The organism is Janthinobacterium sp. BJB446 (assembly GCF_002735655.1).
Lineage (GTDB): Bacteria > Pseudomonadota > Gammaproteobacteria > Burkholderiales > Burkholderiaceae_D > Janthinobacterium > Janthinobacterium lividum.
In genome coordinates, this window is record NZ_PDZK01000001.1 from 3,274,124 (window position 1) to 3,296,404 (window position 22,281).

A 22,281-nucleotide genomic window follows, 5' to 3' on the forward strand; every position below is an offset into this window, starting at 1 on the left:
ACCGTTTCATCCACCGTCGTACCTTAACCACCACCAGGAGTTGTCATGAACCTCATCAAAAACTTTATCCGCGAAGAAGATGGCGTCACCGCAATCGAATACGGCCTGATCGCTGCCCTGATCGCCGTGGTGATCATCGCCGCCGTCACCATCGTCGGCACGCAGCTGAAAAAAACCTTCAGCACCATCGGCACCAAGCTGACCACCGCCAATGCCTGACGCGCTGCTGTCCGGGCCGGCCCAGCGCCAGCCCGGACTACGCCGCCCAATATTCCCGGCACGCCCACCTTGACGAACGCATAGCGAGGCCCATCGTGAAATCTTTCTTCAGCCGTTTATCCGACGAGTCCGCCGTCACAGCGATCGAATACGCGCTGCTGGCCGGCCTGATCGCGGCAGTGCTGGTGGTCACGATCACCCTGCTTGGCGACCAGGTCAAGCTGCTGTTTGTCTACGTCAAGGACCAAGTGGTCCTGGCCCTGTCATGAACACCCTGCGCGCCTCGCTGCGCACCCACCGCGCCCTGCTGCTGATCGTGCTGCCGTACGCCGCCGTGGCGATGCTGCTGGCCGGCGGCCTGCCCAGCGCATCGGACACCCTCAACGTGCTGGCCGGCTTCTTCATGGCCATCCTGATCGGCCCCGTCTTCATCCTGTGCGGCTACACCATCCATGTCATGGTGATGAAACGCCCGCACCGCCTGTGCCACTATCTGTACCACGATCTGCGCAGCTACCTGAGCAACGAGCGCCTGCTGCACGCGCTGCCGGCCATGCTGCTGATCCCCGTCTTCGCGTCCAGCTTCACCGTCATCAAGGGCGCCATCCCCCGTCTGCATCCCTACACCTGGGATGCCACCCTGTCCGCCTGGGACATCGCGCTGCATGGCGGCAAGGCCCCATGGGAAAGGCTGCAGCCACTGCTGGGCCACCCGCTCGTCACGGGCTTGCTCAACTTCAGCTACCACTTCTGGTTCTTCCTGTTCTACGCCATCCTGTACTGGCTCATCCTCGACACGCGCCGCCCCCTGCTGCGCATGCAGTTCCTGCTCAGCTTTGCGCTGACCTGGATCGCCCTGGGCAGCATCCTGGCCGTGCTGTTTGCCTCGGTCGGCCCCTGCTACTACGGCCACCTGCATGCCAGCGACCCGTATGCGCCGCTGATGGTCTACCTGCATGACGCCAACCAGCACGTCCCCGTCTGGGCCCTGCAAGTGCAGGAGATGCTGTGGCAAGGCTATCAAAGCAAGGGCGCGAACGGTGAACTGGGCATCTCCGCCATGCCCAGCATGCATGTGGCCACGGCCGTGCTGCTGGCCATGATGGGCTGGCGCGTCAACCGCGCCGCCGGGATCTCGCTGACCGCCTTTGCCGTACTGATCCTGCTCGGCTCCATCCACCTGGGCTGGCACTATGCGCTCGACGGCTATGTGGGTGCGGCCGGCGCGGCGCTGGTGTGGCGCCTGGTGGGACGGCTGCTGGGCAGCCAGGCCGCGGCGCCGGCCATGCACATGGCCACGGCTCCCTGCATGAGCAAGGAAGGACTGACATCATGAACGCCCACCTGCCCATGCTGCTGTGCCTGGCCGTACTCGCCACCCTGCTCGCCGCCGCCCTGTGGCACGACCTGCGCACGCGCCGCATCCCGAACCGGCTGGTGCTGTGGGGCACCCTGGCGGGACTGATCATCAACAGCTTCGTGCCGTCCGGCGCCGGACTGTTCGACGCCTCCTTCGGCGGCCTGGGCCTATTGCAGGCGCTGGCCGGCGCCGCCGCCGGACTGGCCCTGCTGCTGCCCATGTATCTGCTGCGCGCCCTGGGCGCCGGCGACGTCAAGCTGATGGCCATGTGCGGCGCCTTCCTCGGTCCCGACGCCGTGCTCGAAGCGGCCCTGCTGACCTTCCTGTGCGGCGGCGTGCTGGCCTTGGCCGCCGCGCTGGCCGGTCAGCGCCTGCGCCAGGTACTGAAAAACACCTATCACATGATGCTGGGCGCGCTGCTGCACAGCCTTGCCGGCGGCGCCGCCACGATCGCCGAACCGCCGCCTGCCACCGGCAAGCTGGCCTACGCCTTCGCCATTGCCAGCGGCACCCTGCTGCAGGTCTTCCTGCACTACACCCACCTGTGGAGCCTGCGCTGAAACGCGCCGCTCCGACGACCAGCCCCCTAGGACCTGACCATGCACACCCTCACCACCCTCTGCCACTCGCGCCACGCCAGCCTGTTCACCAGCATCGCCATGGCTTGCCTGTGGACGTTCTTCGCCAGTGCCCACGTGATGGGATTCCTGCACAGCGGCGACTGGAGCTATCTGCTGTTCTGCGCCGCCGAAACCCTGGCCGCCCTGTTCTTCATCGTGCGCACGGCCCCCGTCAGCGTTTCCACCGATGCGGGCGACTGGCTGCTGGCCATCGGCGCCACCTTCGCGCCCTTCCTTTTGTCTCCCGCCGACATGGCCATCTGGCCCGGCGCGCGCTACCTGCTGGCCGTCGGCAGCCTGCTGCAGATCGCCGGCCTGCTGTCGCTGAACCGCAGCTTCGGCCTGGTGGCGGCGCAGCGCGAAATCAAGACGGGCGGCGTCTACCGCGTGATACGCCATCCGCTGTATGCCAGCTACCTGATTTCCCTGAGCGGCTACCTGCTGGCCAACACCTCGCCCGCCAATACCGTCATCTATGTCGCGACGATGAGCATGATGGTGATGCGCCTGCTGCGCGAGGAGCGTTTCCTGTCCACCGACGTGCGCTATCGCGTCTACATGCGCCAGGTGAAGTACCGCCTGCTGCCTTTCATCTTTTGATATCCGGCCACCCGAACGAGGAGTACCCATCATGCCTGACACCTATCCAGAACGCAGCGACGGCGGCGGCGTCGAACCGGCGGCCAAGCGCGCGCCACGCACGGTCGAGGAAACGGGATTACCCTTCCTGTTCCTGGTCGAACTGCTGGTCAAGATACTCTTCCTGCGCGGCCAGATCGGCCTGCCCGCCCTGTCGACACACGTAAAACTGGGCGCCGGCGTGCTCGAACCGCTGCTCACCTTCATGCGCGCCGAAAAGCTGTGCGAAGCGCGCCGCAACGGCGGCAGCGGCACCGACGCCGACCTGTGTTACCTGCTGGGCGACCAGGGCCGTCTGCGCGCCGCCGAGTACATGCGCCGCAACGCCTACAGCGGCCCCGCCCCGGTCACCCTGGCCGACTACAGCAACCAGGTACTGGCGCAAAGCGTGGCGGACATGCAGGTCACCCGCGATGACGTGCAGCGCGAGTTCCGCGACGTGGTGGCCAGTTCGGCCGTGCTCGACCAGCTGGGCGCGGCCATGAATTCCGGACGCGCCCTGTTCTTCCACGGCCCCGCCGGCAGCGGCAAGAGCTACCTGGCCGAGCGGCTGAACGGCCTGCTCAGCGGCGCCATCGCCCTGCCCCATGCCGTGATGGTCGATGGCGAAGTGCTGCCCTTCCTCGACCCCATGCTGCACACCCTGTCGCGCGGCGGCCTCGTGCCATCCGACCCGCGCTGGGTGCGTGCCGAACGCCCCGCCGTGCTGACGGGCGGCGAGCTGACGCTCGACATGCTGGACCTGCAATTCGACCATGGCAACCGCTTGTACCAGGCGCCGCCGCACCTGAAGGCCAACAACGGCATCTTCGTCATCGACGACCTGGGCCGCCAGCGCTGCTCGCCCGTGGAACTGATGAACCGCTGGATCGTGCCGATGGCGCGCCACATCGATTACATGTCGCTGCACACGGGCTACAAGTTCCCCGTGCCCTTCGACGTCATCGTCGTGTTCTCGTCGAACCTGGCGCCGCAGCACCTGGCCGACGACTCCTTCCTGCGCCGCATCGGCTACAAGATCCATGTCGGCCCCCTGAGCGCCTACCACTACCTGGCCGTGTTCCGCAGCACCTGCGCCCAGCTGGGCATCAATTTCGACGAAGCCTCCTACACCTACCTGCTGCACCTGCATAGCCTCTACAAGCGGCCCTTGCTGGCCTGCTATCCGCGCGACATCCTCGCGCAGATCTGCGACCAGGCACGTTATGAAGACCACCCGGCGCAACTGTCTCCGGAAGTCCTGTTCTGGGCATGGCAAAACTATTTCGGCAGCGATGACGACCTTGCAAGCACACACACCGGACCGGAAGCGGTCCAGCACAAAGGGGAAGCAAAATGAGAAACGCACGCGCTCTGACGATGATGGCCATTGCGGTCATCCTGGCGTTCGCCGCGGTCATCGTGGCCGCGCGCTGGATCAATGCCCAAGCCTCGGGCAACATCAACAAGGTGGCCGTGGCCCAGGTCGACATCAGCCTGGGGGCGCGCCTCACGCCCGACATGGTGCGCATGGTGGACTGGCCATCGAATGCGCTGCCGCCGGGCGCCGTCAACGATCCGAAACTGCTAGAAACGCGCGTCACGCGCACCAGCATCCAGCACGGCGAACCGATCATGGAAGGCAAGCTGGCGCCTCCCGGCACGCAAGGCGGCCTGTCGGCCGTCGTCGCCGAGGGCAAGCGCGCCATGACCGTGCGCGTCAACGATGTGGTGGGCGTGGCCGGCTTCGCCCTGCCCGGCAATTTCGTCGACATCCTCGTCAATACCCAGGGAGAAGGTGCCCGCAAGACGCCGGACCGCGACCCGAACATTTCCAAGATCGTGCTCGAACGCATCCTCGTGCTGGCCATTGCCCAGGAATCGAGCCGCGACGACACCAAGCCCAAGGTGGTCAACGCCGTGACCCTGGAGCTGACGCCGGAGCAGGCGGAAAAACTCGACCTGGCACGCAGCGTGGGCACCCTGTCGCTGGTGCTGCGCAACCAGGTCGAGGACAAGCCCGTCAACACGGAGGGCGCCACCAAGTCCAGTTTGCTCGATGAAAAGGTCGCCATGGCAGCCCCCGCCGCCATGGTGCAAGCCAAGCCGCTCCCGCGCCGCCGTCCTGCAACCACAGCCGCGCCACAGGCCGGTCCACGCGTCGATGTCATCAAGGGGCTGGAACGCAGCTCCCAACAATTCTAACCTGCACCAGAGGAGTCACGCCATGAGCACATATTGCACAGCAAGCGGAAGCCGGGTACTCAGCCTGGCGCTTGCCCTCGCCATGATCGGCGCCCTGGCGCCCCAGGCACGCAGCGAACCCGTTGCCGCCACCGCCGTTGCCGCCGACACCGGCGCCGCCCGGACCAGCCGGGCCGCCGCCCGCCCCAAGGCCACGCCGCCGCAAAGCGAATCGCGCGCCGGTCGCACCGAGATGGCGCCGCAAATGAGTCTGGCCGAAGGCAAGTCGACCCTGATGCGCCTGCCGTTCGCCGCCAGCCGCATGTCCGTCGGCGACCCGCGCATCGCCGACGTCATCCTGCTCAATCCCAATGAGGTGTACCTGCTGGGCCGCTCCGTCGGCACCACCAACCTGATCCTGTGGAACAAGAGCAATGACGCCACCATCATCGACCTGGCCGTCGGCATCGACAGCAGCAGCCTGCAGGCACGCATGGCCGAGCTGCTGCCGAACGAAAAGATCAACGTCACGGTGGCGGGCGACACCCTGATCCTGTCGGGCATGGTCAGCGATGTCGTCAAGGCCGACCAGGCCCTGTCGCTGGCCAACGCCTATGTGCAGCGCAGCGCCCGCAGCGGCAACGCAGCCTCCGGCGCCGCGCCAGCCGCAGGCGCCGCCGCGCCCGCTCCCGCCGCTGCGCCCGATGCGGGCATGCCGCGCGTGATCAACCTGCTGTCGATCGCCGCGCCGCAGCAGGTGATGCTGGAAGTGAAGGTGGCCGAAGTGTCGAAAGTGCTGGTCGACCAGCTGGGCGCCAGCCTGGGCATCAACAAGACCATCGGCAGCTGGTCGTACTCGCTGCTGTCCAGCCTGCTCAGCAACAATCCCAGCGGCTTGAGCGGCGCCAGCAAGAACAACTTCTTCAACCTCGACGCGCAAAAACGCGATGGCCTGATCAAGGTGCTGGCCGAACCGAACATCATGGCCATCAGCGGCCAGGAGGCCAGCTTCCTGGCCGGCGGCAAAATCTTCATCCCCGTCAGCCAGACCAACAATAACGGCGTGCCGACCATCACCCTGGAAGAGAAGGAATTCGGCGTGGCCGTGAAATTCACGCCCACCGTGCTCGAAGGGGGACGCATCAACCTGAGGGTGGCGCCGGAAGTGTCGGACCTGAACAAGGACGGCATCGGCATCACCGCCACCGGCATCTCGGCCACGGCCATCCTGCCATCGTTTACCACGCGGCGCGCCACCACCACGGTGCAGCTGTTCGACGGCCAGAGCTTCGCCATCGGCGGCCTGATCAAGAACAACGTGACCAGCAATATCAAGGCCCTGCCAGGCCTGGGCGAAGTGCCCGTGCTGGGCGCCCTGTTCCGCAGCACGGACTTCCAGACGGACCGTTCGGAACTGGTCTTCATCATCACGCCGCACCTGGTCAAGCCGCTGCCGCCCGACTACAAGCTGCCCACCGACGGCTACATCCAGCCGACGCGCGGCGACATGTTCATGCAGGGAAAAATGGAAGGCAGCGCACCGGCGCCCGCCCCCGCAGCGGCACAGGCACCGGCCCCCATGCAGCCGCAAGCGGCTGCACCCCAGCCTGCCGCCGGCTTCGACCTCAAATAGGAGAACACCATGAAAACCGCACATCGCCTGCCTTGCGCCGCCCTGTTCTGCCTGCTGGCCGGCTGCGCCGCCACCACCACGCCCGTGCTCGATTCGCACTTTGGCGAATCGGTGGCCCTGCTCAAGGCGCAGCAGATCATGTATCCGGACGCCTACCGCAATGCCAACCCGGTCAGCGGCATCGACGGCAAGGCCGGCGTCAGCGCCTACCAGCGCTACCAGAAATCGTTTGCGGCGCCGGAACCGCAACCGAATGTCTTCACCATCGGCGTGGGCGGACGCCAGTAGGCGCCAGTCCCGCGATGCACTTTTCCCAGGCCACCAGGAGACAGCCATGAACACCGCATTTCGCAGGCACGACAAGCAGCAGGGCGCGATCGCCATCGTGCTGGGGCTGACCCTGGTGGTGCTGTTTGCCATGGGCGGCCTGGTGCTGGACCTGGGCCACCTGTACATCGCCAAGACGGAGCTGCAGAACGGCGCCGACAGCGCCGCCCTGGCCGGCGCCGTGGAACTCAACCAAAGCGCCACCGGCATCGACAACGCGCAGGCCAAGGCCATCGCCATCGCGCAAAAGAACCGCTACGACTTTTCCACCACGCTGACCCTGACGGCCGCCAACATCAGTTTCGGCCCCAGCCCCGATGGGCCGTGGTCTTCCGGCGCCAGCGCCCGCACCAGCCCCCAGGGCCAGACCTTCATCCGCGTCGACACGGGCAGCAAGACCTTCGCCACCTACCTGATGGGCATCGCCGGCATCGCCAGCACCAGTACCTCGGGCGTGGCAGTGGCGGGCCGCTTCGTCAACGACGTCACGCCGATCGGCGTGTGCGCCGTCGATCCGGCCAACAAGACGGCGCAATACACGTATCCGGCCGCGCCGGCCGGCACGGGCCTGACGGAACTGCTGGAATTCGGTTTCCGCCGCGGCGTCACCTACAACCTGTTCGGCCTCAATCCGCTGGGCGGCCCGTCCGATCCCTACCTGATCAATCCCGTCGACGCCCCGCCCGGCAGCTGCAGCGCCTCGCATTCGAGCGCCGCCTCCACCGCGCCGTTCATGTGCACGGGCAGCAGCGCCGTCATCACCAGCGGCACGGGCCAGGTCTACACGAACACGGGCATGTCGGCCTCGCTGGCCGCCTCGCTCAATTCGCGCTTCGACGATTACGGCGGCCCCTCCGTGTGCGACCCCGCGACGGCGCCGCCCGACACCAACATCAAGGAATTTCCCTGCGTGGGCGGCGCGTCGCCCTGCGCCGCCACCGCCGCCAACTCGCCGCCCACCGGCTGGATGCAGCCGGGCGCCAGCACCCTGCCAAGCCAGCAGCCCGTCAGCCTGTCCGGCAACAAGCCGAATTACCAGCTGCCGTCGGCCGGCGCCGTCCCCGCGCCCTCGGCCACGTTCGCCCAGTTCGCCGGCTACGGCGTGCTGTGGTCCTACGGCCCGGCCTACCAAAGCAATGGCGCCACTCCGGCCAAGGCCGGCACGGCGTACAGCGTCGCGGACGCCAACGCCAACCCCATGTACAGCACGGCCAAGGCGAATTACTTCGACACGGCCAGCTACCCCGTCAGCCCAGGCGCAGGCTTTCCTGCCAGTACGCCGCCTTCGCCGTACAACCAGACCAGCGGCCCCACGTTCCAGGCGCCCTCGGCCGCCCATCCGGGCCAGCGCAACCGGCGCATCCTCAACGTGGTGCTGGTCGACTGCCGCACGGCGCCCGTGGGGCCGGCTTCGTGCGGCGTCATGAATGCGGTGGGCATCGGCAAATTCTTCATGACGATGAAGGCCGATTTCAGCGGCGGCACCAAGCGCCTCGACGTCGAGTTCGCGGGCCTGATCGAGCCCGTGCCGAATTCCGAAATCAAACTCTACAAGTGAGGCGGCCATGCGCATCCACCTTTCCCCCCTCAGGCAGCGCGGCGGCGCCGCCGTCGAATTCGGCATCGTGCTGGCTCTGCTGATCACCCTGCTGGCGGGCATCTTCGGCTTCGGCCGCGCCTTCTGGTACTACGACGCGCTGACCAAGGCCACGCGCGATGCGGCGCGCAACATGTCCGTCAAGGCCAAGGCCGGCATCGCCTCGCAGGGCGTGCCTGCCGCCAAGCAGACGGTCGTCGATGCGGCCACCAGCGCCGGCATCAGCGGCTTCACCACGGCCAACGTGACGGTCACCTGCCTGGATGCGACGTTCAACGACAGCAGCTGCACCGATGGCACGGCGCCGGGCGGCATCCGCGTCGAAGTCGTCAACTACACGCTGTCGGTGGGCCAGTACCTGCCCTTCGTGATCGGCGCGGCCAGCAGCTATGCCACGCCGCTCTCGCCGCGCACCACCATGCGCTACATGCTGTAAGGAGAACGCCATGCGCCACCGCCTTTCATCGTCTCCTCCAGCCGGCCGCCAGCGCGGCGCCGCCGCCGTCGAATTCGCCCTGGTGGCACTGCTGTTTTTCACCCTGCTGTTCGGCATCCTCGAATTTGGCCGCATGCTGTACCTGTACAACACGGTGCAGGAAGTGAGCCGCCGCGCCGCGCGCGAGGCGGTAGTGCGCTGGATCGACCAGACGGACACCGTCAAGACGCTGGCCCTGTTCGGCGGCACAGCCCTGCCTGCCGCGCCGGAACTGACGGCCGCCAACATCACCATCCGCTACCTGAACAAGAGCGGCGCCGAAGTGACCTTGCCGCCGCTCGATCCGGGCGACAACCTGTCGGCCTGCGGCGACATCACGCGCACGGCCAGCTGCATCGACAGCGTGCGCGTGTCGATCGACAACGTCAGCTATACGCCGATGGTCAGCCTGTTCGGTTTTCTCAATATCGCCGTGCCAGCCTCGGTCGTGGTCATGCACGCCGAAAGCCTGGGCTTCCAGATCAACTGAACGCCATTACCGGGAGTATCAAGTGAATATCGTCATCGTCTCGAAGAATGAAGCCCAGCTCAAGCGGCTCACCCGCTTGCTGCGCGAACGCAGCGCGGCCGACCGCGTCGCGCTGCTGGCGAGCATACCGGATGTATTCGACAACGGCGCCACGCCGGACTTGCTGCTGCTGGAGCAGGAGCAGGCGGGCGAGACGGAACTGGAACGGCTCGAACTGCTGGGCGGGCGCCATCCGAACCTGGCCATCATCGTGCAATGTCCGCAGCAAAGTCCGCAATTCCTGCTGCGCGCGATGCGCGCCGGCGTGCGCGAAGTGCTGCTGCCGGACGACGACGCGTCCCTGTGCGCCGCGCTGCGCCGCATCGAGGACAAGCTGCAAAAGCAGGTCACGCGCAAGGGCCAGGTGCTGGCCTTCGTCTCGTGCAAGGGCGGCAGCGGCGCCACCTTCATCGCCGCCAACCTCGGCTACGCGCTGGCCGCCGGCGAACAGCGCAAGGTGGCGCTGTTCGACCTGAACCTGCAGTTCGGCGACGCCGCCCTGTTCGTCTCGGACCACAAGCCGGCCACCACGCTATCGCAGCTGTCGCAGCAGATCGTGCGCCTCGACGCCTCGCTGCTGACCGCCAGCATGATCCAGATCACGCCCGCCTACAGCGTGCTGGCCGCCGCCGACGATCCCGCCCATGCGGCCGACGTCGAGGCGGACCATATCGACCGCTTGCTGACCCTGGCGCGCAGCCAGTACGACTACATCCTGCTCGACGTGGGACGCGGCCTCGACCCCGTCAGCGTGCGCGCGCTGGACCGGGCCGACCTGATCTTCCCCGTGCTGCAGGCCACCTTGCCGTATGTGCGCGACGGCAAGCGCCTGCTCGACGTATTCCGCGGCCTCGGCTACCGCGAAGACAAGATCCGCCTGATCCTGAACCGCTATGCCAGCAGCGACAGCATCCGCGTGGCCGACCTGGAAGCGGCGTATGGCAAGCACGTCTACAAATCCATCCCCAACCACTACGAGGCGGTGGCGGCCTCCGTCAGCCAGGGCGTGCCCATCCTCAAGCTGGCGTCGCACAATTCCGTCTCGCGCGCCCTGCAGGAACTGGCCGCCAGCCTGGCCGGCGAAACCCCGCCCGCCGCGCAAGGCTGGGTTTCGCGGCTGCTGGCGCGCGCTTGATCCCCTACAGCGCGCCTGATACCCCATTCACCGGAGACCGACCATGACTGCCGAAAAACTCACCCTGCGGGACCGCCTGGGCTATGCCCAGGATGACGCCAGCCTGAATGACGATGCCGCGCACCAGGGCGCATCGAGCCAGAGCTACCAGCAACTCAAGCACCGTACCCACCAGGCGCTGCTCGACCGCGTCGACCTGGAAGGCATGCAGCGCCTGTCGCGCGAGCAGATCCGCGAAGAGCTGAAAATCCTCGTCAGCGACGTGCTCACGGAAGACAATGTGGTGATCAACGAGCTGGAACGGCGCTCGCTGATCCGTGACATCCAGGACGAGGTGCTGGGCTTCGGCCCGCTCGAACCGCTGCTCGCCGATCCCGGCGTGTCCGACATCCTCGTCAACACCTACCGCCAGGTGTATGTCGAGCGCCACGGTCGCCTGGAGCTGAGCGACATCTGCTTTACCGACGACGCCCACCTGATGAAGATCATCGACAAGATCGTCTCGCGCGTGGGCCGGCGCATCGATGAATCGAGCCCCATGGTCGATGCGCGCCTGCCCGACGGTTCGCGCGTCAACGCCATCATCCCGCCGCTGGCCATCGACGGACCCGTGATGTCGATCCGTCGCTTCTCGGCCCAGCCGCTGCGCCTGGCCGACCTGATGCTCAAGCACAGCCTGACGGAGGAAATGAGCACCACCCTGCAGGCGCTGGGCAAGGCCAAGGTCAACATCCTGATCTCGGGCGGCACGGGCAGCGGCAAGACCACCATGCTCAATGCGATTTCCGGCTTCATCAGCACGGCCGAACGCATCGTCACCATCGAGGACGCGGCCGAACTGCAGATGCAGCAGCCGCACGTGGTGCGCCTGGAAACGCGGCCCGCGAACATCGAGGGCAAGGGCGAAGTGACGCAGCGGGCGCTGGTGCGCAACGCGCTGCGCATGCGCCCCGACCGCATCATCCTGGGCGAGGTGCGCGGCGCCGAGGCGCTCGACATGCTGGGCGCCATGAACACGGGCCACGAAGGTTCGATGGCCACCATCCATGCGAACACCCCGCGCGACGCGCTGACGCGGCTGGAAAACATGATCAGCATGGCCTCGGCGGGCCTGCCCGTGAAGGCCATGCGCCAGCAGATCAGTTCCGCCGTCAGCGTGGTGGTGCAGGTGGCGCGCCTGACGGATGGCAAGCGCAAGATCATTTCGATCCAGGAAATCACGGGCATGGAGGGCGAGATGATCACCATGCAGGAAATCTTCACCTTCCGCCAGACGGGCATCGGCGAGGACGGCACGGTGCAGGGACATTTCCATGCCAGCGGCGTGCGGCCGCACTTCCTGGAACGCCTGCGCGCCTTCGGCATCAGCCTGCCGGAAACCCTGTTCGATCCCGCCCGCCAGTACCATTAAGGGGAGCATCATGGACTATCTCTATTACGTATTCGCCATCCTCACCTTCATCGCCGTGGTGCTGCTGATCGAGGGGGTGTACCTGGCGTGGAACACCTCGCGCGGCCCGGAAGCGGAAAGGGTGGCGCGCCGCCTGCGCATCATGTCGGCCGGCGCGCATGGCGACACGGGCAGCTCGATGATCAAGAAGCGCCTGCTGAGCGACACCCCGGCCCTGCAGCGCCTGCTGCTCAGCGTGCCCCGCGTGCATGCGCTAGACCGCCTGCTGGAGCAATCGGGGCTGACCTGGAGCGTGGCCAGCTTCGCCGGCGTGATGCTGGCCACGGCCGGCGCCGCGTTTTTGCTGCTCAGCTACTTCGGCGTGCCGTGGATGCTGCGCCTGCCGCTGGTGGCTGGCGCGGCCCTGCTGCCGCTGCTGGTGGTCTTGCGCGCCAAGGCCAAGCGCCTGCAGCGCATCGAACAGCAATTGCCCGATGCGCTCGACCTGATGGCGCGCGCCCTGCGCGCCGGCCACGCCTTCCCCACCGCCCTGAAAATGGTCGGCGATGAGATGAACGCGCCGCTGGCCGTGGAATTTCGCGCCACCTTCGACGAAGTCAATTTCGGCATCGCCATGCAGGACGCCCTGATGAACCTGGCCACGCGCGTGCCCAGCACGGACCTGCGCTACTTCGTCATCGCCGTGCTGATCCAGCGCGAAACGGGCGGCAACCTGGCCGAGCTGCTCGACAGCATCAGCCGCATCATCCGCGAGCGCATCAAGCTGCTGGGGCAGGTGCGCGTGCTGTCGGCCGAAGGCAGGCTGTCGGCCTGGATCCTGTCGCTGCTGCCCTTCGGCGCGGCGGCCATGATCCACCTGACCAATCCGCAATTCCTGGAAATGCTGTTTGTCGACCCGGGCGGACGCAAGATGCTCGTCGGCGCCCTGCTGCTGATGGTGTGCGGCGTCCTTGTCATGCGCAATATCATCCGCATCCGTGTCTGAGCCCGCAAGGAGAACCCTCATGAACCCCGTCCATTTTGCCTTTCTCGCCCTGCTCTTCATTGCCGTCTTCGGCACCGTGCTGGTGGCCATGCGCAGCTTTGCCCCCGATCCCTTGCGCCAACGCATGGACAACGCCACCGGCAAGAGCGCGGCGGCGCCTGGAGCATCGGCGCCCAGCCCATGGCTGGCGCGCATGGTGCGCCTGAGCGGTCCGCTGGCCAAACTGTCGCTGCCCGACCAGGGCTGGGAAGGTTCCGTGATGCGCCGACGCTTCATGAATGCCGGCCTGCGCCAGGCATCGGCGCCCATCCTGTTCTTTTCCGCCAAGACCATGCTGGCCATCGGCCTGCCCCTGCTGCTGTTCCTGGGCCTGAGCGCGTCGGGCAGCCAGATGGCGGGCAAGGCACTGCTGTTCTGGCTGCTGATCGTGGCCGCCATCGGCTACTACCTGCCCAATATTGTCCTGGCACAAATGATCAAGCGGCGCCAGCGCGATATCTTTGAAAGCTTTCCCGATGCGCTGGACTTGATGACGGTGTGCGTGGAAGCGGGCCTGGCCATGGATGCCGCGCTGGCCCGGGTGGCCGCGGAGATCGCCCTGAAAAGCAGCGTGCTGGCCGAGGAATTGCACCTGGTGATGCTGGAACTGCGTGCCGGCAACACCAAGGAGCGGGCCCTGCGCAACCTGGCCCTGCGCACGGGCGTCGAGGATGTCGACGCGCTGGTGGCCATGCTGATCCAGGCCGAACGCTTCGGCACCAGCATCGCCGCCTCGCTGCGCGTGCAGTCGGACCAGCTGCGCACCAAGCGCCGCCAGATGGCCGAGGAAGAAGCGGCGAAGATCGCCCTCAAGCTGCTGTTCCCGCTGATCTTTTTCATCTTCCCTTCGCTGCTGGTCGTTTTGATGGGACCAGCCTTCCTGCAAATCTACCGCGTGCTCCTGCCCAGCATGGGCAGCGGCAGCTGACCGGAGAACCGCCATGTCACAGCACACCACCCTGATGCTCATGCTCGCCTGCGCCGGCCTGCTGCCCGCCTGCGGCCACCTGCCCGGCCCGGCCAGCCAGGGCAATCATGTTGCGCCACCCCAGGCGCGCATCGATGACAGCCCCGCCACCCGCACCGCCGCGTTCTGCAAGCTGGGCAAGCGCATGCTGGAACTGGGCGACCCGCGCGCGGCGCTGGCCGCCTACCGCGAAGCCCTGCTGCTTGAGCCCGACTCGGCCGATGCGCGCAATGGCGCCGCCGTGCTGCACGCGCAGCTGGGCCAGCTGGAAACGGCCCGCAGCATGCTGCAGGCGCTGGCGCTGCAAGCGCCGACGGCCAGGACCTACAACAATCTCGGCTACGTGCTGTACCTGCAGGGTGAGTATGCCCAGGCGGCCGACGCGCTGCGCCAGTCGCTGCAGCTCGACAACGGCCAGCAGCCGGCGCGCGCCAACCTGGACCTGGCCATCGCGGCGCTGGCGCGCAGCATCGGCACAGTCGATGCCACCGCGGAGGCCATCGCGCCCGACCTGGCGCCGGCGCCCATGCCAGCGGCGCCGGCCAGCCGCTTGCAGCTGACGCAATTGCAGCCGAATATCTTTGCGCTGAGCTGGCGCGACGCGCCCGTGGCGGCGCAAGCCGCGCCAGCGGCGATAGCCGCCTTGGCCAAGCCGGCGATGCCGCTGCCACGGCTGGAAGTCATCAACGGCAATGGCGAAACGGGAATGGCGGCGCGCATGCGCGGCATGCTGGGCGGCATGGGCATCAGCGTGCTGCGGCTGGGCAACCAGCGGCCGTACGGCATCCAGGCCAGCAGCATCGTCTACCGTCCCGGCCACGCCGAGGCAGCGGCCGCCCTGGCCCTGGCATTGGGCGGCATGCCGCAACTGCAGGCGGCCGGCGACAGCGGCATCGGCGCGGGCGCCGACCTGCGTTTATTGCTGGGCAAGGATGCGGCGGCCAGCCTGCGCGCGCCGGACATGCGCCTGGCATCGAACACGGCGCCGTAGCAGTGGCATCAGCGGCGGCGTCAGCGTGGCAGCAGGCGGCGGTCGGCAGGGTTGATCAGGAAGCCTTGCAGGATATCCTGCAGCTGCGGCAGTTTCGCCACGTAGGCGGGAATGCCCAGCTGGCGCGCGCCGAAGTAGTGGGCGATGATGTCGCCCTGCTGCTCCATGTTGAAGTCGGACAGGACGCCGCCAGCCTGCGCATCGTAGCGGTAGGCGCGCTGCCCGATGTAGCCGCCGCGCATCGCCAGCAGCACGCCATGCAGCAGCACACCGTAGCCGAGCTGGTACTGCCACACGTGCACCATCTCGTGGATGAAGAACAGCTTGCCGCTGTTGCCTTCGCGGGAAAAATCGTCGCGGTACTGGGCCGGCATGAAGTGCAGGCTGCCGCGCGGTGTCATGGCCGTGTTCTGGTCCTGCAAGCCAAACGGAAGAAAGGAGCCGCGCACGACGCGCACGCGCGCGTAGTCGATGGCGCCCTGGAAGACGCTGCGGGCCATGGCGGTTTCGCCGATGGTGAGGGGACGGCGCAAAACTCGCATGAGAGAAAGAAATAAAGCGCGGCAAGCGGGAAGCCTGCCGCGCCGGAGCCGCTTACGCTGAACGCAGGCCGCTGGCCGCTTTCGCGATTTCCGTGATGCGGTCCCAGTTGCCGGCCGCGATCGCGTCTTTCGGCGTCAGCCACGAACCGCCCACGCAGGCGACGTTCTTGCACGCCAGGAACTGCGACGCCGTCTCTTGCGAGATGCCGCCCGTCGGGCAGAACGTGATGTCCGGCAGCGGGCCGTAAATCGCGTTGAGCATGCCGATGCCGCCCGCCGGCACGGCCGGGAACAGTTTCAGCTGCTGGAAGCCGTTTTCACGCGCCGCCATCACTTCGCCTGGCGTCATCACGCCTGGCAGCAACGGCAGGCCGCTGCTTTTCGCCGCCGCCACCAGGGCGGAAGTCAGGCCCGGCGAGACGCCGAACACGGCGCCCGCATCGCGCGCCTGCGCGAATTCCTCGGGACGGGTCAAGGTACCGACGCCGACGATGGCGCCCGGCACTGCCGACATGGCGCGGATCGCTTCGAGGCCGTGCTTGGTGCGCAGGGTCACTTCCAGCACGCGGATGCCGCCCGCCACCAGCGCGCGCGCCAGCGGTACGGCGTGTTCAGGATCGTCGATCGCAATCACGGGGATCACGCTCGAAGTGCGCATAATTTCCAGTAGTGTCATGGTCATCTCTTATTTCCTAGCCAAAAAGTCTTCATCGGAACCCGGTACGGTATCACCGACATTGTCGGCGTCGTGCAAGGCGACGGTGGTGGGAATCGGCGACGGCAGGCCGAAGGTGGTGGCACCCTCTTCCGCCGCGCTGACGGTGGAACGGAACATGGAAAACAGCTCGCGGCCCATGCCGACGTGGTTCGGCGACAAATCGGCCGTGACCAGCGAACGGGCGTGCCAGACGTCGGCCGGCACCAGCGCTTCCAATACGCCGGTAAAGGCGTCGAGACGGATGATGTCGCCGTCACGCACCAGGCCCAGCGGGCCGCCGGCGAGAATCTCCGGCGAGACGTGGATGGCGGCCGGCACCTTGCCCGACGCGCCCGACATGCGGCCATCGGTGACCAGCGCCACGTGGCGGCCCGCATCCTGCAGGTTGGCCAGCGCCGGGGTCAGCGCATGCAGTTCCGGCATGCCGTTGGCGCGCGGGCCCTGGAAGCGCAGCACGGCAACGAAATCGCGGTCCAGCGTTCCCGCCTTGTAGGCGGCCATGAAATCTTCCTGCGAATTGAACACCAGCGCCGGCGCTTCCACCGTGCGGTGCTGCGGCTTGACGGCCGAGACCTTCATCACGGCGCGGCCCAGGTTACCTGCGACCAATACCATGCCGCCGTCCGGCGCGAACGGGTTCGAGGCGGGACGCAGCACGTTTTCGTCGGCGCTGGTGGCCGGTGCATCTTTCCAGAAGACCTTGCCGTCTTCGCCGAGGAACGGCTCCATGCAGTGGGCGCGCAAGCCGTGGCCCAGGATGGTGTTGACGTCGTCGTGCAGCAAGCCCGCGTCCAGCAATTCGCGGATCAGATAGCCCGTGCCGCCGGCCGCGTGGAAATGGTTCACATCGGCATCGCCATTCGGGTAGATGCGCGTGAGCATCGGCACGATGGCCGACAGTTCATTGAAATCGTTCCAGTCGATGACGATGCCGGCCGCCTTGGCGATGGCCACCAGGTGCAAGGTGTGGTTGGTCGAACCGCCCGTGGCCAGCAAGCCCACGACGGCGTTGACGATACATTTCTCGTCAACGATATGGCCGACCGGCAAGTAGCTGGCGCTTTGCGCCGTGATGACGGCGGCGCGCTGGGCGGCCGCTCTTGTGAGCGCATCGCGCAGCGGGGTATTCGGCGTGATGAAGGCGGCACCCGGCAAGTGCAGGCCCATCACTTCCATCAGCATCTGGTTGCTGTTCGCGGTACCGTAGAAGGTACAGGTGCCGGCGCCGTGGTAGGCTTTCGATTCGCCTTCGAGCAAGTCTTCGCGCGTGGCCTTGCCTTGCGCATACAGCTGGCGCACCTTGGCTTTTTCCTGGTTCGACAGGCCCGACGTCATCGGACCGGCCGGCACGAAAACGGCCGGCAAATGGCCGAAGTGCAGCGCGCCGATCAACAGGCCCGGCACGATCTTGTCGCACACGCCCAGGTACAGGGCCGAGTCGAACATATTGTGCGACAGCGCCACGGCCGTCGACATGGCGATGGTGTCGCGCGAGAACAGCGACAGTTCCATGCCCGGCTGGCCTTGCGTCACGCCATCGCACATGGCGGGCACGCCGCCGGCGAACTGGGCCACGGCGCCTACTTCGCGCACGGCTTGCTTGATGATCTGCGGGAAGCCTTCAAACGGCTGGTGCGCCGACAGCATGTCGTTGTACGAGGAAACGATGGCCACGGAAGGCTTCTTGTATTCCTTCAGCGACAGCTTGTCGTTGGCGGGAAAGGCGGCAAAGCCGTGCGCCAGGTTGGTGCACGACAGGGCGCCGCGCTGCACGCCCTGGATGCGGGCAGCATCCAGATGCGCCAGGTAGGCGCCGCGCGATGGCCGGCTGCGCGCGATGATGCGCGCTGTTACGGATTCGACTACTGGATGCAGCGCCATATGGATTTCCTTAAAAATGAGTATTTCGTGAAATTTTACTACAAAATGGTCGTGCAGAAGCACTCTTGCAGTGGCTAGTGGCAGAAATAATCCATTTTTCCACGACCTTTCAAGGCAAAACAACAGCGTGCCACGCCCACTTGTCTTGCTTGCCTATCTATTGCAGCACGGATAAAACGCTGAAAAAACGCTGAAAATGCCAGGCACCTGCACAAACTGTAGTGAAATTACGTTTTTCTGATGTATTATTCTCATACCAATGCCGGATCCGCTGTTCGCCATCACGAACGCGCCGCGCTCCTTTCAACCGAGACAAGCACCCAAGCCGACCGCCATGCGCCAGCCAGCACCTACTCCTGCCATCACCGCCACCGCCAGTTTCCAGTCCCTGCAAGCGCATGGCGCCAGCCTGCGCGACGTGCATCTGCGCCAGCTGTTCGCGGCCGACCCCGCGCGTTTCTCGACGATGACGGTCGATGCGGCCGGCCTGCTGCTCGATTACTCGAAGAACCGTGTCGACGCCACCGCCATGCGTCTGCTGATGGACCTGGCCCGCGAGCGCGGCGTGGAAGCGCAGCGCGAAGCCATGTTCACTGGCGAGAAAATCAATCTTACCGAACATCGGGCCGTTCTGCATACCGCCTTGCGCGCGCCACGCGGCACCAAGCTGGTGGTCGACGGCCAGGATATCGATACCGACGTGCAAGATGTGCTGCAACGCGTCAAGGCGTTTACGGACAAGGTGCGCAATGGCAGCTGGCTCGGCTACACGGGCAAGCCGATTTGCGACATCGTCAACATCGGCATCGGCGGCTCGGACCTGGGCCCGAAAATGGCTTGCCTGGCCCTGCGCTCGTATGCCAACCCGGGCCTGGAAATGCACTTTGTTTCCAACGTCGACGGCCACGACATGGAAGCGACCCTGTCGAAAGTCGATCCGGAAACGACCCTGTTCATCGTCGCCTCGAAAACCTTCGTTACGGCCGAAACCATGCTCAACGCCAACACGGCGCGCGCCTGGTTCCTGCTCGAAGGCGAAGAAACCGACTTGGCCAAGCATTTTGTGGCCGTCTCGACCAACACGCAAGCCATCGTCGACTTCGGCATTTCGCCGGACAACATGTTCCCGTTCTGGGACTGGGTCGGCGGCCGTTACTCCGTCTGGTCGTCGATCGGCCTGGCCGTGGCGCTGTCCATCGGCTTTGAATACTTCAGCGATTTCCTCGCCGGCGCGCATGCGATGGACCAGCACTTCCGCCAGGCGCCGCTGGAACAGAACATGCCCGTGGTGCTGGCCATGGTGGGCTTCTGGAACCGCCAGTTCCTCGATTGCGGCTCCGTTTCCATCGCGCCCTACCACCAGGACTTGAGCCGCTTTGCCGCCTACTTGCAACAGTTGGACATGGAAAGCAACGGCAAGCGCGTCACCAAGGATGGCGTGCCCGTCGACGTGCCGACCGGCCCCGTCATCTGGGGCGACTGCGGCACGAATGCGCAGCATGCGTACTTCCAGCTGCTGCACCAGGGCACGGACATCACGCCCATCGATTTCATCGCCGCCCTGCGCGCCACGCACGATTTACCGGGCCACCACGACGCCCTGCTGGCGAACTGCTTTGCCCAGTCGGAAGCCTTCATGACGGGCAAGACGGGCGATGAAGTGCGTCTTGATCTGCAGGCGCAAGGCTTGCCGGACAGCGAGATCGAGGCGCTGGTACCACACAAGACCTTCCCCGGCAACCGCCCCAGCAACACCATTTTGATGGACCAGCTGACCCCGACCACCCTGGGCGCCCTGATCGCGCTGTACGAACACAAGACCTTCGTGCAGGGCGTCTTGTGGAACGTCAACAGTTTCGACCAGTGGGGCGTGGAACTGGGCAAGGTACTGGCCAAGAAAATCCAGGCCGAACTGACGGGCGAAGCCCGTCCCGACCACCACGACAGCTCGACCAATGGCTTGATTGCGCTGGCTAAAGCTGCAAAAGCCGCATACTAAAAGAGATAGATGAATATTTACGAAATTAAAGTAGTCAGCGACAAACCCATGCAAGTGGGCGAATGCCCGCTATGGCATGGCAAGGAAGCGGCCCTGTACTGGGTCGACATCGATGGCCGCGCCGTGCACCGCTTGCACCCGGCCAGCGGCAAGCATGACCAGTGGAGCATGCCGACGGAACCATCGGCGCTGGCGATCAACGCGGGCGGCGGCCTGATCGTGGCCTTGCGCAGCGGTTTTGCCCACCTCGACACGAAGACAGGCAGCCTGGCGGAAATCGCCCCGGCGCCGTTCGACATGGCCACCACGCGCTTCAACGATGGCAAGGTCGACCCGGCAGGCCGTTTCTGGGTCGGCACGATTTTCGAGCCGCGCAACGCCGATGCGGCGGAAATGTTCGTGCTGGAAAAGGGACAAGTGCGCAAAGCCTGGTCGGGCGGCATGACCGTCTCGAACGGCCTGGGCTTTTCCCCCGACAAGCGCACCATGTATCACTCGGATACCACCACGCACCGCATCGACCGCTTCGATTTCGATGCGGCCAGCGGAGCCATTTCCGCGCCGCAGCCGTTCCAGCGTTTTTCCATGGACAAGAAAGCTGCGGACTACGGCGGGCGCCCCGATGGCGCGGCCGTCGACAGCGAAGGCAATTACTGGTCGGCCATGTTTGAAGGCGGCAAGATCTTGCGCTTCGCCCCCGATGGCCAACTGCTGGGCGAAATTACCGTGCCCGTGCGCTGCCCCACCATGGTGACGTTTGGCGGCCCCGACCTGCGCACCCTGTACATCACCAGCGCCAGCCATAACCGCTCGGCCGAGGAAATTGCCAACTCCCCTTTGACCGGCCACGTGCTGTCCGTGCGCGTGGACGTGGCGGGCCAGCCGGAGACGGCTTACCAGGCGTAATCGTTCCAGACATGAAAAAGCGCCGGCACCTGCGAGGGTCCGGCGCTTTTTTTACGCTCACGTAGGTCGGATTAGCGGGGCAAGGTCCCGCGTAATCCGACAACAGTGTTGGCCATGGTGGCGTCGGATGACGCGGCATACACCGCTAATCCGACCTACGGTTGCTTCAGCTTACCGCGCCAGCACCTTGCGGATGGTTTCAGCCAATTCGGCCGCCACGAATTTCGCCACATAACCATCGGCGCCCACGCCCTTGACGTGGTCTTCGTTGGTCGAGCCCGTCAGCGACGAGTGGATCACCACGGGGATGTTGGCGAAACGGCCATCGTTCTTGATGTTGCGCGTCAGGGTAAAGCCATCCATTTCCGGCATTTCCAGGTCGGTCAGCACCAGCGCCACCTTGTCTTTCGCCGTCTTGCCTTCCGTGGCCGCCTGGGCCGAGATGGCCTGCAGGCGTTCCCATGCTTCCTTGCCCGTCTTGGTCATGATGAAAGGCACGCCCATCGCTTCAAGGCCCTTTTCGATCAGCGAACGGGCCAGCGAGGAATCGTCGGCCGCGAGGATCACGGCGCCGGCCGGCAAGCGCACTTGCGGGCCGATGCTGTTCTCGTCCACGTCGGGGTCGCCCGACGGCAGCACGTTGCGCAGGATTTGCTCCACGTCCAGCACTTGCGCCAGGCGCGTCTTGTCCGTGTCGCCATCGAGGCGCGCGATACTGGTGACGAGGCCGCCACCGACACTCGATTCGGCCGACAGCACCTGGTTCCATTCCAGGCGCACGATTTCATCGACCTCTTCCACGGCAAACGCCTGTGTCGAGCGGGCAAATTCGGTCACCATCAGGATCTTCAAGCCATTGCTCTTGCAGCCGACCGCCATCGGCAAGTCGATCACGGGCACGATCTGGCCACGGATATTGACCACGCCCAGCATGTGCGGATGCGAACCGGCCACTGCCGTAATGGCCGGCATTTCCATGATTTCACGGACTTTGAACACATTGATGCCGAATAGTTCGCGGCTGGTCGAGTGATCACTGGTGCCCAGCTTGAACAGGAACAGTTCGAATTTGTTATTGCCTGTCAGGCTCGTGCGTTCATCGACATCTTGCTGCATTGAATTCATTGTGTCCCCTTGAGCCGTCT

The 22,281-nt window shown here is 65.7% G+C and carries 23 protein-coding genes; 19 read left to right on the plus strand and 4 right to left on the minus strand.

Features of this window, described 5'->3' with window-relative positions:
- Positions 1–45: 45 nt before the first annotated feature.
- The 17 genes from CSQ92_RS14425 to CSQ92_RS14505 all read left to right on the plus strand — a co-directional run bounded on the left by CSQ92_RS14425 (position 46) and on the right by CSQ92_RS14505 (position 15,090).
- Positions 46–219: a Flp family type IVb pilin gene (locus CSQ92_RS14425; RefSeq protein WP_070281259.1), complete on the plus strand. Its 174-nt coding sequence runs from the start codon at positions 46–48 to the stop codon at positions 217–219.
- A 95-nt stretch (positions 220–314) separates the two neighbouring features.
- Positions 315–488: a Flp family type IVb pilin gene (locus tag CSQ92_RS14430; protein ID WP_071653370.1), complete on the plus strand. Its 174-nt coding sequence runs from the start codon at positions 315–317 to the stop codon at positions 486–488.
- Complete coding sequence (locus tag CSQ92_RS14435; RefSeq protein WP_099394423.1) at positions 485–1,555, plus strand: phosphatase PAP2 family protein; 1,071 nt, start codon at positions 485–487, stop codon at positions 1,553–1,555. The genes CSQ92_RS14430 and CSQ92_RS14435 overlap by 4 nt, the downstream gene beginning before the upstream one ends.
- The gene (locus CSQ92_RS14440; RefSeq protein WP_052140553.1) at positions 1,552–2,139 is read left to right on the plus strand and encodes an A24 family peptidase; all 588 of its coding nucleotides are present in this window, start codon (positions 1,552–1,554) and stop codon (positions 2,137–2,139) included. The genes CSQ92_RS14435 and CSQ92_RS14440 overlap by 4 nt, the downstream gene beginning before the upstream one ends.
- Before the next feature lie 39 nt (positions 2,140–2,178).
- Positions 2,179–2,799, plus strand: a complete 621-nt coding sequence (locus CSQ92_RS14445) for a methyltransferase family protein (RefSeq protein WP_034787006.1) — start codon at positions 2,179–2,181, stop codon at positions 2,797–2,799.
- A gap of 31 nt (positions 2,800–2,830) precedes the next feature.
- The gene (locus tag CSQ92_RS14450; protein ID WP_218964047.1) at positions 2,831–4,177 is read left to right on the plus strand and encodes an ATP-binding protein; all 1,347 of its coding nucleotides are present in this window, start codon (positions 2,831–2,833) and stop codon (positions 4,175–4,177) included.
- A complete protein-coding gene (gene cpaB, locus CSQ92_RS14455) occupies positions 4,174–5,022 on the plus strand; it encodes a Flp pilus assembly protein CpaB (RefSeq protein ID WP_034787009.1) in 849 nt (282 codons plus the stop codon). Before CSQ92_RS14450 ends, cpaB begins: the two co-directional genes overlap by 4 nt.
- 22 nt (positions 5,023–5,044) lie before the next feature.
- Positions 5,045–6,634 (plus strand): type II and III secretion system protein family protein, encoded by a 1,590-nt coding sequence (locus tag CSQ92_RS14460; RefSeq protein WP_092606634.1) that lies wholly within the window; start codon positions 5,045–5,047, stop codon positions 6,632–6,634.
- A gap of 9 nt (positions 6,635–6,643) precedes the next feature.
- Positions 6,644–6,922 (plus strand): hypothetical protein, encoded by a 279-nt coding sequence (locus tag CSQ92_RS14465; RefSeq protein WP_034787014.1) that lies wholly within the window; start codon positions 6,644–6,646, stop codon positions 6,920–6,922.
- A 46-nt stretch (positions 6,923–6,968) separates the two neighbouring features.
- The gene (locus CSQ92_RS14470; protein WP_099394424.1) at positions 6,969–8,519 is read left to right on the plus strand and encodes a Tad domain-containing protein; all 1,551 of its coding nucleotides are present in this window, start codon (positions 6,969–6,971) and stop codon (positions 8,517–8,519) included.
- Positions 8,520–8,526: 7 nt separating this feature from the next.
- Positions 8,527–8,994 carry a TadE/TadG family type IV pilus assembly protein gene (locus CSQ92_RS14475; RefSeq protein ID WP_099394425.1) on the plus strand — a complete coding sequence of 156 codons (468 nt, stop codon included), beginning with the start codon at positions 8,527–8,529 and terminating at the stop codon, positions 8,992–8,994.
- 10 nt (positions 8,995–9,004) lie between these two features.
- Positions 9,005–9,523, plus strand: coding sequence for a TadE/TadG family type IV pilus assembly protein (locus tag CSQ92_RS14480; protein WP_099388799.1), 519 nt, complete (start codon positions 9,005–9,007; stop codon positions 9,521–9,523).
- 22 nt (positions 9,524–9,545) lie between these two features.
- Positions 9,546–10,697 carry an AAA family ATPase gene (locus tag CSQ92_RS14485; RefSeq protein ID WP_092606640.1) on the plus strand — a complete coding sequence of 384 codons (1,152 nt, stop codon included), beginning with the start codon at positions 9,546–9,548 and terminating at the stop codon, positions 10,695–10,697.
- A gap of 43 nt (positions 10,698–10,740) precedes the next feature.
- On the plus strand, positions 10,741–12,108 hold the full coding sequence (locus CSQ92_RS14490) for a CpaF family protein (RefSeq protein ID WP_034787023.1): 1,368 nt from the start codon (positions 10,741–10,743) through the stop codon (positions 12,106–12,108).
- 10 nt (positions 12,109–12,118) lie between these two features.
- Positions 12,119–13,093 carry a type II secretion system F family protein gene (locus CSQ92_RS14495; RefSeq protein WP_092606643.1) on the plus strand — a complete coding sequence of 325 codons (975 nt, stop codon included), beginning with the start codon at positions 12,119–12,121 and terminating at the stop codon, positions 13,091–13,093.
- Between the two features lie 19 nt (positions 13,094–13,112).
- Positions 13,113–14,060 (plus strand): type II secretion system F family protein, encoded by a 948-nt coding sequence (locus CSQ92_RS14500; RefSeq protein ID WP_034787026.1) that lies wholly within the window; start codon positions 13,113–13,115, stop codon positions 14,058–14,060.
- A 13-nt stretch (positions 14,061–14,073) separates the two neighbouring features.
- Complete coding sequence (locus CSQ92_RS14505; protein ID WP_099394426.1) at positions 14,074–15,090, plus strand: LytR C-terminal domain-containing protein; 1,017 nt, start codon at positions 14,074–14,076, stop codon at positions 15,088–15,090.
- Between the two features lie 20 nt (positions 15,091–15,110).
- Here the strand turns inward: CSQ92_RS14505 and CSQ92_RS14510 are convergent, their stop codons facing one another.
- The 3 genes from CSQ92_RS14510 to edd all read right to left on the minus strand — a co-directional run bounded on the left by CSQ92_RS14510 (position 15,111) and on the right by edd (position 18,231).
- Positions 15,111–15,623, minus strand: a complete 513-nt coding sequence (locus tag CSQ92_RS14510) for a hypothetical protein (RefSeq protein ID WP_099394427.1) — start codon at positions 15,621–15,623, stop codon at positions 15,111–15,113.
- 61 nt (positions 15,624–15,684) lie between these two features.
- A complete protein-coding gene (eda, locus tag CSQ92_RS14515; protein WP_070260457.1) occupies positions 15,685–16,314 on the minus strand; it encodes a bifunctional 4-hydroxy-2-oxoglutarate aldolase/2-dehydro-3-deoxy-phosphogluconate aldolase in 630 nt (209 codons plus the stop codon).
- A 3-nt stretch (positions 16,315–16,317) separates the two neighbouring features.
- Positions 16,318–18,231 carry a phosphogluconate dehydratase gene (edd, locus tag CSQ92_RS14520; protein ID WP_070281272.1) on the minus strand — a complete coding sequence of 638 codons (1,914 nt, stop codon included), beginning with the start codon at positions 18,229–18,231 and terminating at the stop codon, positions 16,318–16,320.
- 334 nt (positions 18,232–18,565) lie between these two features.
- Between edd and pgi the strand changes: the two genes are divergently transcribed.
- Positions 18,566–20,230, plus strand: a complete 1,665-nt coding sequence (gene pgi, locus CSQ92_RS14525; protein ID WP_099394722.1) for a glucose-6-phosphate isomerase — start codon at positions 18,566–18,568, stop codon at positions 20,228–20,230.
- A 9-nt stretch (positions 20,231–20,239) separates the two neighbouring features.
- Complete coding sequence (locus CSQ92_RS14530; protein WP_099394428.1) at positions 20,240–21,136, plus strand: SMP-30/gluconolactonase/LRE family protein; 897 nt, start codon at positions 20,240–20,242, stop codon at positions 21,134–21,136.
- Between the two features lie 171 nt (positions 21,137–21,307).
- Here CSQ92_RS14530 and CSQ92_RS14535 read toward each other — a convergent pair whose 3' ends face one another.
- A complete protein-coding gene (locus CSQ92_RS14535) occupies positions 21,308–22,261 on the minus strand; it encodes a chemotaxis protein (protein ID WP_070281275.1) in 954 nt (317 codons plus the stop codon).
- Positions 22,262–22,281: the final 20 nt, after the last annotated feature.

Excerpts from the sequence above, each read along its gene's own strand:
- CSQ92_RS14425 (WP_070281259.1), top strand. The coding sequence starts at position 46 with ATGAACCTCATCAAAAACTTTATCCGCGAAGAAGATGGCGTCACCGCA.
- CSQ92_RS14435 (WP_099394423.1), top strand. The coding sequence starts at position 485 with ATGAACACCCTGCGCGCCTCGCTGCGCACCCACCGCGCCCTGCTGCTG.
- CSQ92_RS14440 (WP_052140553.1), top strand. The coding sequence starts at position 1,552 with ATGAACGCCCACCTGCCCATGCTGCTGTGCCTGGCCGTACTCGCCACC.
- CSQ92_RS14445 (WP_034787006.1), top strand. The coding sequence starts at position 2,179 with ATGCACACCCTCACCACCCTCTGCCACTCGCGCCACGCCAGCCTGTTC.
- CSQ92_RS14450 (WP_218964047.1), top strand. The coding sequence starts at position 2,831 with ATGCCTGACACCTATCCAGAACGCAGCGACGGCGGCGGCGTCGAACCG.
- cpaB (WP_034787009.1), top strand. The coding sequence starts at position 4,174 with ATGAGAAACGCACGCGCTCTGACGATGATGGCCATTGCGGTCATCCTG.
- CSQ92_RS14460 (WP_092606634.1), top strand. The coding sequence starts at position 5,045 with ATGAGCACATATTGCACAGCAAGCGGAAGCCGGGTACTCAGCCTGGCG.
- CSQ92_RS14465 (WP_034787014.1), top strand. The coding sequence starts at position 6,644 with ATGAAAACCGCACATCGCCTGCCTTGCGCCGCCCTGTTCTGCCTGCTG.
- CSQ92_RS14470 (WP_099394424.1), top strand. The coding sequence starts at position 6,969 with ATGAACACCGCATTTCGCAGGCACGACAAGCAGCAGGGCGCGATCGCC.
- CSQ92_RS14475 (WP_099394425.1), top strand. The coding sequence starts at position 8,527 with ATGCGCATCCACCTTTCCCCCCTCAGGCAGCGCGGCGGCGCCGCCGTC.
- CSQ92_RS14480 (WP_099388799.1), top strand. The coding sequence starts at position 9,005 with ATGCGCCACCGCCTTTCATCGTCTCCTCCAGCCGGCCGCCAGCGCGGC.
- CSQ92_RS14490 (WP_034787023.1), top strand. The coding sequence starts at position 10,741 with ATGACTGCCGAAAAACTCACCCTGCGGGACCGCCTGGGCTATGCCCAG.
- CSQ92_RS14495 (WP_092606643.1), top strand. The coding sequence starts at position 12,119 with ATGGACTATCTCTATTACGTATTCGCCATCCTCACCTTCATCGCCGTG.
- CSQ92_RS14500 (WP_034787026.1), top strand. The coding sequence starts at position 13,113 with ATGAACCCCGTCCATTTTGCCTTTCTCGCCCTGCTCTTCATTGCCGTC.
- CSQ92_RS14505 (WP_099394426.1), top strand. The coding sequence starts at position 14,074 with ATGTCACAGCACACCACCCTGATGCTCATGCTCGCCTGCGCCGGCCTG.
- eda (WP_070260457.1), bottom strand. The coding sequence starts at position 16,314 with ATGACCATGACACTACTGGAAATTATGCGCACTTCGAGCGTGATCCCC.
- edd (WP_070281272.1), bottom strand. The coding sequence starts at position 18,231 with ATGGCGCTGCATCCAGTAGTCGAATCCGTAACAGCGCGCATCATCGCG.
- pgi (WP_099394722.1), top strand. The coding sequence starts at position 18,566 with ATGCGCCAGCCAGCACCTACTCCTGCCATCACCGCCACCGCCAGTTTC.
- CSQ92_RS14530 (WP_099394428.1), top strand. The coding sequence starts at position 20,240 with ATGAATATTTACGAAATTAAAGTAGTCAGCGACAAACCCATGCAAGTG.
- CSQ92_RS14535 (WP_070281275.1), bottom strand. The coding sequence starts at position 22,261 with ATGAATTCAATGCAGCAAGATGTCGATGAACGCACGAGCCTGACAGGC.